Genomic DNA, 15,304 nt, shown 5'->3' on the forward strand with positions numbered 1-15,304 from the left:
CAAAGGTTTGGCAAGAGCGGGTAAATGTTGATTCTTGTTGGGAATAAAACGAAATTGTTACATGGCTGTATATAATAGGTGTTTCATAAAAAAGATATCTGTTAGATGCTTCTTTTCGCAAGAAGGTAGGCAATCTTTCAGCTCTGGTGGTATGATGAGTTGATAACAAGCAGAGCAAGAAGCAATTGGAAAATAAGTTAGATGGTTATAAAGGCTGATAGCCCAGCAACATTTGCTGAGAAATACATCATTGAGAGTATCTGGAATAATCATTTCCCGCAGGGCTCAATCCTTCCCGCAGAACGCGAGCTGTCCGAGTTGATTGGTGTTACTCGAACTACGCTCCGTGAGGTATTGCAGCGTCTGGCGCGAGATGGCTGGTTGACCATTCAACATGGTAAGCCTACCCGGGTCAATAACTACATGGAAACCTCAGGCTTGAATATCCTGGATACCCTGATCACCCTTGACGGTCAGGACGTTCAGCGCGTATTGGAAGATCTGCTGTCAGCCCGTACTGATATCAGTTGCGTGTATATGCGCTATGCCATTAAAGGTCGCCATGAAGAGGCATCTAAGCTGATCGCTCATGTTATTGAAGAGTGTGAAGCCCTGCTGAAGGTCAACAGCTTCGCTGACTATATTGAAAACAGTAACGACAAGACTGAACTGATGCAGGAAGTGAAGAAGATCGTTGATAAATATGGGAAAGAAGATCCGGAGCTTTGTGAAAAGATCTGTCTTGCCCGTGCATTCAACTACTACGACTACCGCATGTTCCAAGGTATGGCGGCAAAATCGGGCAATACGCTATATGTGTTGACGATCAATGGCCTGCGTAAAATTTATACCCGAGTGGGCGGCTACTACTTCATGTCAAAAGAAGCGTGCGAATTGGCACTGAATTTCTACCGTGACATTAAATCGTACTGTGACAACCAGCAGCCGGAATTGGTTTCTGACCGAATTCGCCAATATGGCCGAGAGAGTGGTCAGATTTGGTATGCCAACCGCGTTGAGATTGCCCGTTACCTGCACGAAGAAGAGCAGTAACAGGTTGCAGCCTACAGCTTTGCTGATGAGAGAATTCTACTCTCAGCAATAGCTCAGTAGTCGATAGGCCAAATTAAAAAAGGAGATGCCCTCGGCATCTCCTTTTTGTTTATCCATATTACTCGTGGATAGCCGAGATTTTTAGATCTCGGTGTTGTACTGGGCTCGGGTCGGGCAGGCCGCGAGGATCTGACTGCGTCCGTCGGCCATTTCTTCTTCGAGCGTGACATCAAACCCCCATAGCCTATGCATGTGCTTGAGGACCTCGTGGTAGCTATTTCCAAGAGGGATCCTGTTGTGCGGTACATAGCGTAGGGTTAGTGACCGGTCACCCTTCAGTGCAACGTTCCATACCTGTATATTCGGTTCGTGGTTGCTGAGGTTGTACTGTGAAGACAGTTTCTCGCGGATCTGGCGATAGCCTTCTTCGTTATGTATAGCACTGACTTCAACATAGTTGTGACGGTCGTCGTCGTTGACGGCGAACAACTTGAAGTCACGGATTACCTTAGGTGATAGGAATTGGCTGATAAAGCTTTCGTCTTTGAAGTTCTCCATAGCGAAGTGGACAGTATCAAGCCAATTTGAGCCTGCGATATCAGGGAACCAGTATTTGTCCTCCTCGGTTGGGTTTTCACAGATCCGGCGGATATCCTGAAACATTGCAAACCCCAGCGCGTACGGGTTGATCCCGTTGTAGTACGGACTGTTGTAATCCGGCTGGGCCACCACATTGGTATGGCTGTGCAGGAATTCAATAATAAAGCGATCGGTAACCAATCCTTCATCGTACAGATGGTTGAGAATGGTGTAGTGCCAGAATGTCGCCCAGCCTTCGTTCATGACCTGAGTTTGTTTTTGCGGGTAGAAATACTGGCTGACCTTGCGGACAATCCGTACCACTTCTCGCTGCCAAGGCTCTAGTAGCGGTGCGTGCTTCTCGACAAAATACAGGATGTTTTCCTGTGGTTCGGACGGGAAGCGGAGCTCTTCCTCTACAGTTTCTTTTTCCGCTTGAATGGGCAGGGTTCGCCACAGGGAGTTAACCTGCGTTTGCAAGTAGTCTTCCCGTGCCTTTTGCCGAGCCTTTTCTTCGACCATGGAAATTTTCTGTGGTCGCTTATAACGGTCTACGCCATAGTTCATTAGTGCATGACATGAATCGAGCAGGCGTTCGACATCGTCGACCCCGTATTTTTCCTCGCATTCAGTGATGTATTTGCGGGCGAAAAGTAGGTAGTCGATGATCGAGCTGGCGTCGGTCCACGCCTTGAACAGGTAGTTTCCCTTGAAGAACGAGTTATGCCCATAGCAGGCGTGGGCCATGACCAATGCCTGCATGGTAATGGTGTTCTCTTCCATCAGATAGGCGATACATGGATCGGAATTGATTACGATTTCGTAGGCCAATCCCATTTGACCATGTTTGTAGCCCCGCTCGGTTTCGATAAAGCGTTTACCGAACGACCAGTGATGGTAGTTAATGGGCATACCGATACTGGAATAAGCATCCATCATTTGTTCGGCAGTGATGATCTCAATTTGATTGGGGTAGGAGTCCAACCGGTAGTGTTCAGCTACTCGTTTGATTTCCTTATGGTATTTATCCAATAAATCAAATGTCCAATCTGGACCATCACTGAGTGTCTTAGACTTTGCGGTTGTCTCCATAACACACTCCCCCTAAAGCGAATTAACTCACTTGCTTTTTGAATAGCTCACGGAATACAGGGAAGATGTCTTCCACACTCCTTATGTTCTGCATCGCGAAATTACTGTGGCTCGCCTGCAGTGCCTCATATTCTCGCCAAAGCGTTTGATGTGCCCGGCGAGTGATTTCAATGTATGAGTAATAGCGGGTAACAGGCAGAATCTGTGTGTCCAGCAACTCACGGCATCCCGGCGAGTCGTCAGCCCAGTTATCGCCATCAGAGGCTTGGGCTGCGTAAATATTCCATTCGGCCGGTGAGTAGCGTTTCTTGATAATCTCATCCATTAAGCGCAGTGCACTGGATACAATGGTACCGCCCGTTTCCTGTGAATAGAAAAATTCGTGTTCGTCGACTTCTTTAGCCTGGGTATGGTGACGAACGAAAACAACATCGACATTCTTGTAGGTACGGTTTAGGAACAAGTACAGCAGAATATAGAAGCGTTTCGCCATATCCTTGGTGGCTTGGTCCATCGAACCGGATACATCCATCAGACAGAACATGACTGCTTGGCTGGTGGGTTGTGGCCGACGTTCGTAGTTTTTGTAACGTAAATCAAAAGTGTCGATGAACGGCACGCTGCTGATTTTGTCGCGAAGCACCCGGATCTCGCCTTTCACCCGCTCTTCTTCGAAGGGTTGAGCCGGTTCCGTATTCATCAGGAGATCGAGCTCGCGCTCTAACTCTCGCAAATGACGTCGCTTGGCGGCAGTCATGGCGGTACGGCGTGCCAATGAGTTTTGCAACGATTTTACGATAGCAATATTGGCCGGAACCCCAGATGACTTGTAACCTGAGCGGAATGTCTTCCATTCGACAATCTTGTTAAGTTGGGTTTTCTCCAAGTTAGGTAGTTCCAAATCCTCGAACAGGAGATCAAGGTATTCGTCCTTTGATATTTGGAATACAAACTCGTCTTGGCCTTCACCATCAGGGCTGGCTTGTCCTTCCCCAGCTCCGCCTTGGCCGCCCCCTCCTTGGGGGCGTTCAATTCGGTCTCCGGGGGTAAACTGGTCATTGCCTGGGTGGACAACTTCACGTTGTCCGCCCCGTCCTTGATGAAAGCTTGGCTCACGGATATCGCGAGAAGGAATTGAAATATCCTCACCGCTTTCCACATCGGTAATCGAGCGTTTGTTTACCGCATCGGCAATAGATTCTTTGATCTGCTGCTTATGACGGCGCAGAAAACGCTGACGGTTTACCGTGCTTTTATTTTTACCGTTGAGCCGGCGGTCAATGAAATGCGCCATAAGCTCCCCCTCTCATTCGTCCTTATCCACACTGGTTACGATGACTTACGGACACGTAAGTACCATTCGGACAGCAGGCGAACCTGCTTGCGTGTGTAGCCTTTTTCCATCATACGGGCAACGAAGTCATCGTGTTTCTTCTGCTCGTCGGTGGATGTTTTGGCGTTGAAGGAGATAACAGGCAGCAACTCTTCAGTGTTTGAGAACATTTTCTTCTCAATCACGGTGCGCAGTTTCTCGTAGCTGGTCCAATTCGGGTTTTTGCCTGCGTTGTTGGCGCGGGCTCGCAATACGAAGTTGACGATTTCGTTTCGGAAATCTTTCGGGTTGCTGATCCCTGCTGGTTTCTCGATTTTTTCCAGCTCGTTGTTCAGGGCAGCACGGTCAAATAGCTGGCCTGTTTCCGGATCACGGTACTCTTGGTCTTGAATCCAGAAGTCAGCATAGCTGACGTAACGGTCAAAAATATTCTGGCCATACTCGGAGTAGGACTCTAGGTAGGCGGTCTGAATTTCCTTGCCGATGAATTCGACATACTTCGGCGTCAGGTAACCTTTGAGGTGCTCAAGGTATTTTTCGGCCAGCTCTTGCGGGAACTGCTCGCGTTCGATTTGCTGCTCAAGTACGTAGAACAGGTGTACCGGGTTGGCAGCAACCTCTGAGTGGTCGAAGTTGAACACGCGAGAGAGGATCTTGAACGCAAATCGGGTAGACAGGCCCGCCATCCCTTCATCCACACCGGCGTAGTCACGGTACTCTTGGTATGACTTGGCTTTTGGATCGGTGTCTTTGAGCGTTTCGCCGTCGTACACTCGCATTTTGGAATACATGCTGGAGTTTTCTGGTTCTTTCAAGCGGGAAAGAACAGAGAAGCGCGCAAGAATTTCCAATGTGCTTGGCGAACACGGTGCGGCAGATAGCTCACTGTTTTGCAGCAGTTTTTCGTAGATTTTGATCTCTTCTGAAACGCGCAGGCAGTAAGGGACTTTCACGATGAACACTCGGTCTAAAAAGGCCTCGTTGTTCTTGTTGTTACGGAATGTCTGCCACTCCGATTCGTTGGAGTGGGCGAGGATGATCCCGTCAAATGGCAGCGCAGAGAGCCCTTCGGTACCGTTGTAGTTACCTTCCTGTGTGGCCGTCAGCAACGGGTGGAGCACTTTGAGCGGTGCCTTGAACATCTCAACGAACTCCATCAGGCCTTGGTTGGCCTTACAAAGTGCGCCTGAATAGCTGTAGGCATCTGGGTCATCTTGTGAGAAGTGCTCAAGCTGGCGAATATCGACTTTACCGACCAGTGATGAAATATCCTGGTTGTTTTCATCCCCCGGCTCTGTTTTGGCAATACCGATTTGGTCGAGGATAGAAGGTCGAACCTTAACGACTTTGAATTTGGTGATGTCACCACCAAATTCATGGAGACGTTTGGCTGCCCATGGTGACATGATGGTATTGAGATAGCGTTCGGGAATGCCGTACTCTTTTTTTAGAATATCGCCATCTTCTACTTTATCGAATAGGCAGAAAGGATGATCGTTGACTGGACTTGTCTCGCCGTTTGCCGTTAGAACGTATACGGGGACTTTTTGCATTAGGCTCTTGAGCTTTTCGGCGAGCGATGACTTACCGCCACCTACCGGACCGAGCAAATAAAGGATCTGTTTGCGCTCTTCAAGGCCTTGAGCGGCGTGTTTTAGGTATGAAACGATCTGCTCGATAGCTTCTTCCATACCATAAAAATCTTCAAAGGTTTTATAACGGGAAATGACGCGGTTTGAGAACAAACGGCTCAAACGCGGATCCTGTGCAGTGTCGATCATTTCTGGTTCGCCAATTGCCATAAGCAGACGTTCTGCTGCGTTGACGTAGGCACTGCGGTCGTTACGACAAATCTCAAGGAATTCTTGCAATGAAAGCTCTTCATCCTTGGCTTCTTCGTAGCGCTGACGATAGTGGTCAAAAATACTCATGGTATGCCCCCTGAATCGTTCTTCAATCAATTAGAAAGGACGAAAACAAATTACTTTCACATCCCTTAGTTCTAAGACTAGACCTAACTGATTAAATTGCGTGACTGAGTTGTTGGTTTCTAAACTAAATTTCCTTGTACCCCTTTACCTGATGAGCTTAGTACCTTTGGTACATTCATCCACTATCCTCTGATCCTCTTTGTTCTGCAAGTACTACTCTTTAAATTTTTTTAACCAAGTTGTAATAAAAATGTGATCAATGCGGCTGAAAAAATAGTCAGTCGAATTCAATGGAATTTATTCCAATACTGGCTATATAAGCCAAATGAAAAGGATTTCATGCATTGAAATTGCAAATTGTTGCTGGTTATCCGGAGAATGATGCTTTTTAGGCCTTTTCCTGCTTTTTACAAGAGCTGTAAATGAAAGGAATCCTAATAATGACTGTTTGAATAGGCTGCATCAAAGTGTCGAGTTTATGCGACATGCGCTTATTTTGTGAGCTAAATCAAAAGCTATGGCATAAGCTTTTCAAATGCTCATTAAGGGGAGGGTGATTTATGGGGATTTCGCGTGTAGATACGGTGTCGATACCGGTTTCAGATCAGGGACTGGCATTGGCGTTTTATCGAGATGCTCTTGGATTTGAACTGATACGAGACCATCATGCCGATAACCATAAGCGTTGGATCCAATTGGCCCCGAAAGGCGCCGAAACGACGATTAGCTTGGTAACGCCATTCGGTGGTATGGAGGCGGGTTCAGTGCAGGGGTTGGTGGTACAGACGGAAGATATCCATGCGACCCATACCGAGCTGGTAAACCGAGGTGTGCCGTTATCTGAGATCGTCAGTATTATTGGCGGGCGCTTTGCGACATTTGCCGATCCGGACGGTAATGGCTGGGTCTTGATTGAAGCCAATGGTCAGATGCTGGCGTAATACTGTTCGGGGCAAGTGCTGCCCCGAACAGTATAACAAGTATGCAGCTTAGTTTTGGGTTGCAACCCTGGTGCTAAGTGAATGTGACTCACCAGGCTGAAGGGTAATCGGTCGGTCGCTACGAATGGTCGATTCAACACATACCATTGTTTCAAAGCTGTTGTCCGCCATGTCACCCATGCTGATTGATAGCTCTTGCCAAGGGTTCCAGATCACAGCGGCGTTGTGACCGTTGTTGCTGACGTTAATTTTACGCTGGCCGTTTACATCGGCGATAACCACATTCTCATCTGGCTGAGTGTAGACCCGGTCGATTTCTGCGGTAAATGTCAGCATTTCTTCGCCTTGGCATTCCAACCCACCTTGGGTGCTATCTAGGTAGCTAGGACCCATGCCGGTGATCTGGGCGTGGCGGATATCGGCGATATCAAAGTAAGTGTGCAATGCGCCGGAGTAATCCCAAGCGGAGCTGTCTGTATTGGTTGAAGTAAGCGTAACGTTTAGCTCGGCACCTATTTCAAATGTCAGCAGGTTATGGAAGGCATGAGGCCAAACCGCACGTGTTGCTTCGGAGTCTGTCAGCTCTAGGGCAACGATAACGCCGTGTTCGTTTTCACGGTGTTCTTTCAGCGACCATTCTGAGGTGCGGGCGAAACCGTGTGACGGGTTACCTGCCTTGCCAAACCACGGCCAGCAAACCGGAATACCGCCACGGATAGCTTTTGCCGGATCAAATTCAGCTTTTTCGCTGAGCCAGATAACATCATTTTCTCCTGCAGGTTTGAACCAGATCAGGTGGCCGCCGTGGAGGGAAATTCCAGCCTCGGCAGTATCGTGGATCACGCGGACTATTTTTAGCCCTTGGTATTCGCAAACAGTTACAGCATCAGAAAGTACGGTGAGGGGAGTAAGGTTATGACGATCCATCATGCGCTCCTTGATAAACAATACGACTATGGCTGAAGACTTGCTCGCAATGTTATAGCGGGGAGCGTTCAGGCATAGGAATACTTATTTTTATTTAAAAATTATCTGCGACTATTAAAATTTATTTGTTAAATTTGTGACTTGTTTTGTGATGACGGTCACGTAATTATTTCTGGTAATTTTATCCAAGTCTGTCGTTAATGCCTTGGGCTGTTTGTTTTTCAAACAAATTGGTGAGATGCCTTGAATCGTATTGCTTACATCCTCACGTTTGGTTTGACTTAATTTGCTATGGTATAGGCGGGTTTTGTAGCTCTGTAGCCCGTCCTGTTACGCAAATAGCAGATACAAAAAAGGCGACACCGTAGCGCCGCCTTTTTAATCCTAGCTAAAAGCTTACATTACTTAGAGATGTGAGCGATTAGGTCTAGAACTTTGTTTGAGTAACCGATTTCGTTGTCGTACCAAGATACAACTTTAACGAAGTTGTCAGTTAGAGCGATACCAGCTTTAGCATCGAATACAGAAGTCTGTACTTCACCGATGAAGTCCTGAGATACAACTTGATCTTCAGTGTAGCCTAGAACGCCTTTCAGCTCGCCTTCAGAAGCTTCTTTCATTGCTGCACAGATAGCTTCGTAAGATGCGCCTTTCTCTAGGTTAACTGTTAGGTCAACAACAGAAACGTTCGCAGTTGGTACGCGGAAAGCCATACCAGTTAGCTTGCCGTTTAGCTCAGGAAGAACAACGCCTACAGCTTTAGCAGCACCAGTTGAAGATGGGATGATGTTCTGAGAAGCACCACGACCACCACGCCAGTCTTTAGCAGAAGGACCGTCAACAGTTTTCTGAGTCGCTGTAGTAGCGTGAACTGTAGTCATAAGACCAGAAACGATACCGAACTTGTCGTTAAGAACTTTAGCGATAGGCGCTAGGCAGTTAGTAGTACAAGAAGCGTTAGAAACGATATCCTGACCTGCGTAAGTTGAATCGTTCACGCCCATAACGAACATTGGAGTTGCGTCTTTAGAAGGACCAGTTAGAACAACTTTCTTCGCACCAGCAGTGATGTGCTGACGAGCAGTTTCGTCAGTTAGGAAGATACCAGTTGCTTCAGCAACTACGTCAACACCAATTTCGTCCCACTTAAGGTCAGTTGGGTTGCGCTCAGCTGTTACGCGAACAGTTTTACCGTTAACGATTAGGTTGCCGTCTTTAACTTCAACAGTGCCGTTGAAACGACCGTGAGTTGAGTCGTACTTCAGCATGTAAGCCATGTAATCAACATCGATTAGGTCGTTGATACCTACTACTTCGATGTCAGCGCGCTCTTGAGCAGCACGAAATACAAAACGACCGATACGGCCAAAACCGTTAATACCTACTTTGATAGTCATTACAGTTGCTCCACAACTTAATTTCTAATGAAAGATAACTGGTAGTAAAATTACAGAATCTAGCGTAACCCTGCAAGTGAAAAACGAACTTAAATTGCGTAAGGTCAAAAAAAAGTTCGGATTTTTTTTACATTCCCTATACAACGCTGCAAATTTGAGCAGGGTTTGTATGAATATCCACCATTACCGTTATTAACTTTTAATATCAACACTCAGTTAGGCAAAATATGCTTAAATGGACGTTGAAGATGTAAAATCCTTTCGAGCAGAAAGTATGTGCTACACGAGGCATCAAACGCAACCTATTTTCTGCACGAAATATACGAACAATATATAAGGATATAGTAATGTTTGAAAAAACAGATGCTTACTGGCGCGAACGACTTTCCGATGAGGCATATCGGGTTTGCCGTGAGCGCGGCACAGAAGCTCCGTTTTCTGGCAAGCTTCTTCATAACCGTGAAACAGGTGTCTACAGCTGCACATGTTGCGAGGCCCCGCTGTTTCATTCTGAAAGTAAATACGATTCTGGTTGTGGCTGGCCGAGCTTCGATGCCCCGATTCAAAAAGATGCCATTATCTACCTAGATGATCGTAGTCATGGTATGCAGCGGGTTGAAATTCGCTGTGCCCAGTGTGACAGTCACCTTGGACATGTTTTTCCTGATGGTCCTGTGACGACGGGGGAGCGGTATTGTGTCAATTCGGTTTCTTTGATCTTTGGTCAGAAGGATACGGACGAGTAGCGCAAGCAGGTATGCGTTGTATTCCGGCCTTACTCGGTTGATCCGTAATGAATGTAAAACGGCGCTGTCTACACAGCGCCGTTTTTTTATTTCGTATCCTTGCCTTAGGAGATTAGGAGGCTAGTTCTGGCTCGGGTAGTGGGGCAGGAATGGACATATCCTCTCGGTATCTGCCTTGCTTGATGGCCTTGGCGATCTCGACAGCTTGTTTCTCCAAGTGCATGCGTAGCGCGTCGTCCATCGGGTAGAAGGCATTTAGTTTTTCCGTGCTGCTAACTGCCATTCCCAGTTCAATGCCGACTCGACCCCACAAAAATGCTTGTTGCGACTGACCCCGCTGGTGGGCATGAGTTGCCAGACTTTGGATTATCTCCTGCTTAATCGGTTGATCCGGGGAATAGAGCTCCAGAGCATGGTTGAGCAGCCTGATGGTCTTGTCTTGGTCCTTGGCACTATAAATACTGGCAAGGGCGAATTGGATCTCCGGGGTCTCCATCTCTGGAAGCCCTTCTTTGGAGAGAAACTGATCAAGCGCTTTATGATCACCTTGACCCCAGCGGAAATACAGGATTTCAGGCTCGGTTGAGTCACTCAGTTCTTGCAACAGGCGTTCAATGGCTGTGTAGGCATTAATAAGGGCCTGTGTACGCCGGCTTTTACGTTCTTTTTCTTCCCGAGGCTCGATGAGCGCAGCATACTCAAGGCATTCCTGATAGTCGTAGGTGAGCTTGAGCTCTTTGAACTTTTCCAGATCGCTTGGCGTATTCAGTACATCATAGCGTTGCCAAATCAAATGCGTGCGCGGCAGGCGACACTGACTATCTCTGAGATTGGTGTCTTGGCAGATTTCGGGATGCTTTTCGCACAGGCTTTCGGTCGTTCGGGGCCGATCGAAGCAGCCTGTCAGGGTCGCGGTAGCGAGAATGGTGGTAATGTATAACGCTGTTCTGTTCATTGTGTTGTTTGCTATTGGTCAGGTTTCGGCAAGCGGCGACTGCAGAGATGAAGTTTTATTTTATCAGACTATATAGGGTTGCAGGCAGTCAGCTGTTGTTCTGGTAATGTGATCCTGAGAACAAAACAGAGACGTTTCATTGCGGTGATTAATGGGAAACTGCACTATTTCCTTGATAACAATACAGAGAAGGAAAGCCAGCGTGGAATTAGAACAGCTATTGAACGCAATGACGCCAGAGGTGTACCTGCGGATGTGCCAAGCCGTTGAAACGGGTAAGTGGCCAGATGGAACGCCGCTGACGGATGCTCAGAAGGACTCAGCCTTGCAAGCGGTGATGTTGTACCAGTCTCGGTATAATACTGAGGCAGAACATATGACAGTTGCACAAGGTGGGGAGCTCAAGTTTAAGTCAAAAGCCGAACTCAAGCGGGATTTTTCTGTTGACGAGAAAGAGGATGAGGCGGTCGAGATTGCTCGGTTTGATCACCGCCAGCTCTAGTTTTCATGTATTGATGGCGCTTTGTGTGTCTATTCGTATGTCCCCAAGATAATGGGCTTGCAGTAGAACCCTGCAAGTTCGTGATCTTCTTCGGCCATCAGATTGGCAACCCACGGCTCTTGTTCTATCCGTGCCAGATAAGCATGGAGTCGAGGGTAATTAGGGAGCCTTATTCCAGCCATCCAGCCACTGCGCAATACACTCCAAAGGCTGATTTCGGCCATCGACAACTGGGACCCAATAAAACCCTGTGCGGGGATCTGCTCTTCTAGGTAGGTCAACGCCAATGGTAGGTGTTGTCCCTGACACTGCTCTACGGCTTGGTCATCAACCTCTTTGCCGAGCATTTTCCCCCTAAGTATTTTTTGGTAGAACAATACACCGCCAACGAGCGATGTCAGCCGGGTATCGGCGTATTCTTCTAGCCATCGGATTTGCGCCCTGGTTGCGGCATCTCCCGGGTAGAGTGGCGGCACGGGCATCAGATCGTCAAGATAATGGGCGATAACGGTGGAGTCGATGACGTTGTGTTCGTTATGTTCAAGTACCGGAACTTTGCCCATAGGGTGGCGTTTTTGGGCCAGCTCTTTTTCGAGAAAGGGGTTAAGGGGTTTTAGCTCGTAATTGATCCCCTTGTAAGCGAGGGCAAGCATGATTTTGCGGACAAAGGGTGAAATTGACGAACCGTGAAGGATCATGGCGTAGCGTACCTCTAGTGATCGGTGAATATAGAGATAGTGTAGTCCCCGCTGTGGATGAGGTCGTTTGGTTGTATAAAAAAACGGAAGTGAGTCACTTCCGTTTTTTGATGCGTTTTGTGTCATTACGACGAGGAGAGACTGACTCGCTTGGCTTACTTGGCTTAGTGGGTAAGCTCGCCACGTAGATCCTGCTGCATCAGGCTGCGGACGGTTTCGATCGGCAGATTCTGGCTCAGTAGGTAATGCAGCTTGGCCAGTGCAGCTTCGGGGGTCATGTCATAACCGCTCAGGACACCGGCATCGGCAAGGGCACAGCCTGTCGCATAGCCACCCATGTTGACCTTGCCTGATAGGCACTGGGTCAGGTTCATCACGACAACACCACGGTTGGTGGCTTCTGTGAGCTGTGCAAGCAGCTCAGGATTTTGCGGCGCGTTGCCGACACCAAAGGTTAGCAGGATCATCGCATTCACGGGCTGACGCAGGGTGTTGCGGATCACTTCTGGTGATATCCCCGGGTACATGGTGATGACGCCGATAGGTTGCGGCGTGATGTTGTGTACCTTGAATGGCCCGTCAGGTTTCTTGTCGATTTCGACATTGTTGATCTGGATGTTGATCCCGGCTTCTAACAATGGTGGCAGGTTTGGGGAAATGAATGCACCAAACCCGTCAGCATGTGCCTTGGTACTGCGGTTACCACGGATCAATTTGTTGTTGAAGAATACAGTGACTTCGTTGATCGGGTAGTTAGCGGCAATATGCAGGGCATTGAGCAAGTTGCTCTGGCCGTCAGAACGCAGTTCTGCCAGTGGAATTTGTGAGCCTGTCACAATGACCGGCTTGTCTAGGTTTTCGAACATGAACGACAGGGCTGAGGCGGTATATGCCATGGTATCCGTACCATGCAGAATGACAAAACCGTCGTATTTGTCGTAGTTCGCTTTGATATCATCAGCAATGCGCTGCCAATCCGCTGGCGTCATATCCGAAGAGTCGATCAGTGGATCGTATTCGTGGATAGTGAACTTTGGCATTTCTGCACGATGGAATTCAGGCATGCTCTCAAGCTGTTTTTCCATAAAGCCAGATACTGGGATATAACCGTGATCAGACTTTTGCATGCCGATGGTGCCGCCTGTATAGGCAATGTAAATATGTTTTCTTTCCATATGTGGGTACAGAATGTCGGTTTGGAGTGGGGGCATTATACGGTCTACAGCGGGTAAAAAAAGCCCGGCAATGCCGGGCTGAGTCTCACTTTTGGTTATTGATACAGTTCAAGCAGAATGCGTATTGCCCTTTTGGATCGTTGAAGTTACTCAACGTAGACAAGTCTGTTACAACCTGTTGTGAAACAGGTTGGAGTGCTGCAGGTACGTTATCAAACAGTGCTTGGGCAATGAGTGCCTTGGCACCGCCGCTTAGTTGCTGCATAAATAGCTGAGCAGGGCTAAGTGGTTGTTCCATCCAACGAATTTGGTAATTATCACCAAGATTCGCCAGTTCAGCCGTGGCCGCAACGGCGTCATCGAAATCACCTAGCTGATCAACCAAGCCTAGCTTGAGAGCATCTTCGCCAGTCCAAACGCGGCCTTGAGCGACTTTGTCTGCTTCTTCCAGTGACATGTTGCGGTATTGGCTGACAAGCCCGATGAAGCGCTGGTAGCCATTTTCGATGCCGAGCTGGAAAATCTCTGCCACGCCCTGTGGCAGTTCACGGGTTACACCAACGCCAGCAAATGGGGTGGTGCCGACACCATCGCTATATACCCCCATTTTTTCGAGGCCTTTTTCAAAGGTCGTCAAAATAGCAAAAATACCGATTGAACCGGTGATGGTCGTAGGGTTGGCCATGATCTTATCGGCGCTGGCCGAAATCCAGTAGCCGCCTGATGCTGCGACACTCGACATAGAGACAACAACGGGCTTGCCGGCCGCTTTCAGGGCATCAACTTCGTTGCGGATAACCTCTGAGGCAAAGGCGCTGCCCCCTGGGCTGTCTACGCGAAGCAAAACGGCCTTAACGTTATCATCGTTGCGGGCTTCACGTAGAAGTGCAGCGGTTGTATCGCCCCCGACGGTGCCTTTACGCTGCTCGCCGTCCATGATCGCGCCGCTGGCAACCACAACGGCAATTTCATTGTCTCCCGGCAGAGTAGGGGCTTTGGTTAGAGGCATGTAGTCGTAGTAGCTGACATGGTTGAAGCTGTGATCGCCATCGCTGCCGAACTGCTCAATCAATTTAGCGCTCAGCTGAGGGCGGTTGATCAGCTCATCGACGAGGCCCATTTGCAGGCTGAGTTTTGCAAAATCGCCGTTTGCAGCCTTGAATTTTTCAACAAAGATATCGAGTTCCGGTGTCAGGGCCGCGGCATCAATCTTACGGTTGCTTGCAACGTCGTTGGTGTAGGCGGTCCATAGTTGATTCAACCATGCGGTATTGGCCTCACGCGCAGCTTCTGACATGCCGTCTTGGGTGTACGGTTCAACAAACGATTTGTACGTACCTACACGGAAGACGTGGGTGTTGATGTTCAGCTTCTCAAGTAGCGTTTTGTAGTACAGGCTGTAAGTGCCATAGCCGTTTAGCAGCACGCCGCCGTCTGGCGACATGTAGAGTTTGTCAGCAAAAGACGATAGGTAGTACTGGCTCTGGCGGAAGTTCTCGCCAAAAGCGATAACTGGCTTGCCTGATTGCTTGAACTCGGTAATGGCCTTGGCAATGTAGCGCAGCTTGGTCAGATTGGTTTCTGGCATATTGCGCAGGTCGAGCACGAGTCCGGTGATTCGTTCATCGGTTTTAGCTGTGCGCAGAGTGTCAACGATATCGAACAGTACGTTTTCTTGTACTTGCTCACCGCCCAGCGCGCTGCTGGTCAGGTTGTCGATTGGGTTGGTTGGAGTGCGTTGCTCAACGATAGGCCCTTGCAGGTTGAGTACCAATGCTGCGCTTTCTGGTAATAGCGGTTGTTTGTCGCTTTCAGAGAAGGCAAAAATGATAATGCCGATAAAGATAAGGAAGAACAGGTTGATCAGCAATTGGCGGGCAAAGCTGATCAGTTTCCATATCCCTCGGAATAGCTTTCCAATTCCTTTGAAGATGGTTTTCATGATTGTTCCTGACTGTTTACGATGCGCTTATCC

General features: G+C 48.3%; 13 protein-coding genes. 4 read left to right on the forward strand and 9 right to left on the reverse strand.

Annotation, left to right across the window (positions count from 1 at the left end; all coding sequences use genetic code 11):
• Positions 1-201 precede the first annotated feature (201 nt).
• On the forward strand, positions 202-1,053 hold the full coding sequence (fadR, locus tag ACSF8X_RS07230) for a fatty acid metabolism transcriptional regulator FadR (protein WP_500851037.1): 852 nt from the start codon (positions 202-204) through the stop codon (positions 1,051-1,053).
• Between the two features lie 141 nt (positions 1,054-1,194).
• On the opposite strand, the gene ACSF8X_RS07235 is transcribed toward fadR, so the two are convergent.
• From ACSF8X_RS07235 to ACSF8X_RS07245, 3 genes are read right to left on the reverse strand one after another with little or no spacing between them, the layout of a single operon-like run.
• Positions 1,195-2,724 carry a SpoVR family protein gene (locus ACSF8X_RS07235; RefSeq protein ID WP_047880075.1) on the reverse strand — a complete coding sequence of 510 codons (1,530 nt, stop codon included), beginning with the start codon at positions 2,722-2,724 and terminating at the stop codon, positions 1,195-1,197.
• A gap of 22 nt (positions 2,725-2,746) precedes the next feature.
• Complete coding sequence (locus ACSF8X_RS07240) at positions 2,747-4,018, reverse strand: YeaH/YhbH family protein (protein WP_047880074.1); 1,272 nt, start codon at positions 4,016-4,018, stop codon at positions 2,747-2,749.
• A 35-nt stretch (positions 4,019-4,053) separates the two neighbouring features.
• Complete coding sequence (locus ACSF8X_RS07245) at positions 4,054-5,988, reverse strand: PrkA family serine protein kinase (protein WP_047880073.1); 1,935 nt, start codon at positions 5,986-5,988, stop codon at positions 4,054-4,056.
• Positions 5,989-6,548: 560 nt separating this feature from the next.
• Here ACSF8X_RS07245 and ACSF8X_RS07250 point away from each other — a divergent pair.
• Positions 6,549-6,929: a VOC family protein gene (locus tag ACSF8X_RS07250; protein ID WP_047880072.1), complete on the forward strand. Its 381-nt coding sequence runs from the start codon at positions 6,549-6,551 to the stop codon at positions 6,927-6,929.
• Between the two features lie 48 nt (positions 6,930-6,977).
• Here ACSF8X_RS07250 and ACSF8X_RS07255 read toward each other — a convergent pair whose 3' ends face one another.
• Both ACSF8X_RS07255 and gapA read right to left on the reverse strand, forming a co-directional pair.
• Entirely contained in the window at positions 6,978-7,856 is an 879-nt protein-coding gene (locus ACSF8X_RS07255; RefSeq protein WP_500851155.1) for a D-hexose-6-phosphate mutarotase, read from the reverse strand.
• A gap of 401 nt (positions 7,857-8,257) precedes the next feature.
• Positions 8,258-9,253, reverse strand: coding sequence for a glyceraldehyde-3-phosphate dehydrogenase (gene gapA / locus ACSF8X_RS07260; protein ID WP_047880070.1), 996 nt, complete (start codon positions 9,251-9,253; stop codon positions 8,258-8,260).
• 347 nt (positions 9,254-9,600) lie between these two features.
• Here gapA and msrB point away from each other — a divergent pair, with 347 nt between their 5' ends.
• The gene (gene msrB, locus ACSF8X_RS07265) at positions 9,601-9,999 is read left to right on the forward strand and encodes a peptide-methionine (R)-S-oxide reductase MsrB (RefSeq protein WP_047880069.1); all 399 of its coding nucleotides are present in this window, start codon (positions 9,601-9,603) and stop codon (positions 9,997-9,999) included.
• Positions 10,000-10,111: 112 nt separating this feature from the next.
• Here the strand turns inward: msrB and ACSF8X_RS07270 are convergent, their stop codons facing one another.
• Entirely contained in the window at positions 10,112-10,954 is an 843-nt protein-coding gene (locus tag ACSF8X_RS07270; protein ID WP_047880068.1) for a DUF2989 domain-containing protein, read from the reverse strand.
• A gap of 202 nt (positions 10,955-11,156) precedes the next feature.
• Here ACSF8X_RS07270 and ACSF8X_RS07275 point away from each other — a divergent pair, with 202 nt between their 5' ends.
• Positions 11,157-11,456: a YeaC family protein gene (locus ACSF8X_RS07275; RefSeq protein WP_047880067.1), complete on the forward strand. Its 300-nt coding sequence runs from the start codon at positions 11,157-11,159 to the stop codon at positions 11,454-11,456.
• 29 nt (positions 11,457-11,485) lie between these two features.
• Here the strand turns inward: ACSF8X_RS07275 and ACSF8X_RS07280 are convergent, their stop codons facing one another.
• The 3 genes from ACSF8X_RS07280 to sppA form a co-directional block, all read right to left on the reverse strand.
• The gene (locus ACSF8X_RS07280; RefSeq protein WP_047880066.1) at positions 11,486-12,154 is read right to left on the reverse strand and encodes a glutathione S-transferase family protein; all 669 of its coding nucleotides are present in this window, start codon (positions 12,152-12,154) and stop codon (positions 11,486-11,488) included.
• Positions 12,155-12,318: 164 nt separating this feature from the next.
• Positions 12,319-13,329, reverse strand: a complete 1,011-nt coding sequence (gene ansA, locus ACSF8X_RS07285) for an asparaginase (RefSeq protein WP_047880065.1) — start codon at positions 13,327-13,329, stop codon at positions 12,319-12,321.
• Between the two features lie 85 nt (positions 13,330-13,414).
• Positions 13,415-15,271, reverse strand: a complete 1,857-nt coding sequence (gene sppA / locus ACSF8X_RS07290; protein WP_500851038.1) for a signal peptide peptidase SppA — start codon at positions 15,269-15,271, stop codon at positions 13,415-13,417.
• Between the last annotated feature and the right edge of the window lie 33 nt (positions 15,272-15,304).

The sequence above is a fragment of the Photobacterium panuliri genome (assembly GCF_059920555.1).

What these genes read in the sequence shown, in the direction of transcription:
- fadR (WP_500851037.1), top strand. Translation starts at nt 202, where the DNA reads ATGGTTATAAAGGCTGATAGCCCAGCAACATTTGCTGAGAAATACATC.
- ACSF8X_RS07235 (WP_047880075.1), bottom strand. Translation starts at nt 2,724, where the DNA reads ATGGAGACAACCGCAAAGTCTAAGACACTCAGTGATGGTCCAGATTGG.
- ACSF8X_RS07240 (WP_047880074.1), bottom strand. Translation starts at nt 4,018, where the DNA reads ATGGCGCATTTCATTGACCGCCGGCTCAACGGTAAAAATAAAAGCACG.
- ACSF8X_RS07245 (WP_047880073.1), bottom strand. Translation starts at nt 5,988, where the DNA reads ATGAGTATTTTTGACCACTATCGTCAGCGCTACGAAGAAGCCAAGGAT.
- ACSF8X_RS07250 (WP_047880072.1), top strand. Translation starts at nt 6,549, where the DNA reads ATGGGGATTTCGCGTGTAGATACGGTGTCGATACCGGTTTCAGATCAG.
- ACSF8X_RS07255 (WP_500851155.1), bottom strand. Translation starts at nt 7,856, where the DNA reads ATGGATCGTCATAACCTTACTCCCCTCACCGTACTTTCTGATGCTGTA.
- gapA (WP_047880070.1), bottom strand. Translation starts at nt 9,253, where the DNA reads ATGACTATCAAAGTAGGTATTAACGGTTTTGGCCGTATCGGTCGTTTT.
- msrB (WP_047880069.1), top strand. Translation starts at nt 9,601, where the DNA reads ATGTTTGAAAAAACAGATGCTTACTGGCGCGAACGACTTTCCGATGAG.
- ACSF8X_RS07270 (WP_047880068.1), bottom strand. Translation starts at nt 10,954, where the DNA reads ATGAACAGAACAGCGTTATACATTACCACCATTCTCGCTACCGCGACC.
- ACSF8X_RS07280 (WP_047880066.1), bottom strand. Translation starts at nt 12,154, where the DNA reads ATGATCCTTCACGGTTCGTCAATTTCACCCTTTGTCCGCAAAATCATG.
- ansA (WP_047880065.1), bottom strand. Translation starts at nt 13,329, where the DNA reads ATGGAAAGAAAACATATTTACATTGCCTATACAGGCGGCACCATCGGC.
- sppA (WP_500851038.1), bottom strand. Translation starts at nt 15,271, where the DNA reads ATGAAAACCATCTTCAAAGGAATTGGAAAGCTATTCCGAGGGATATGG.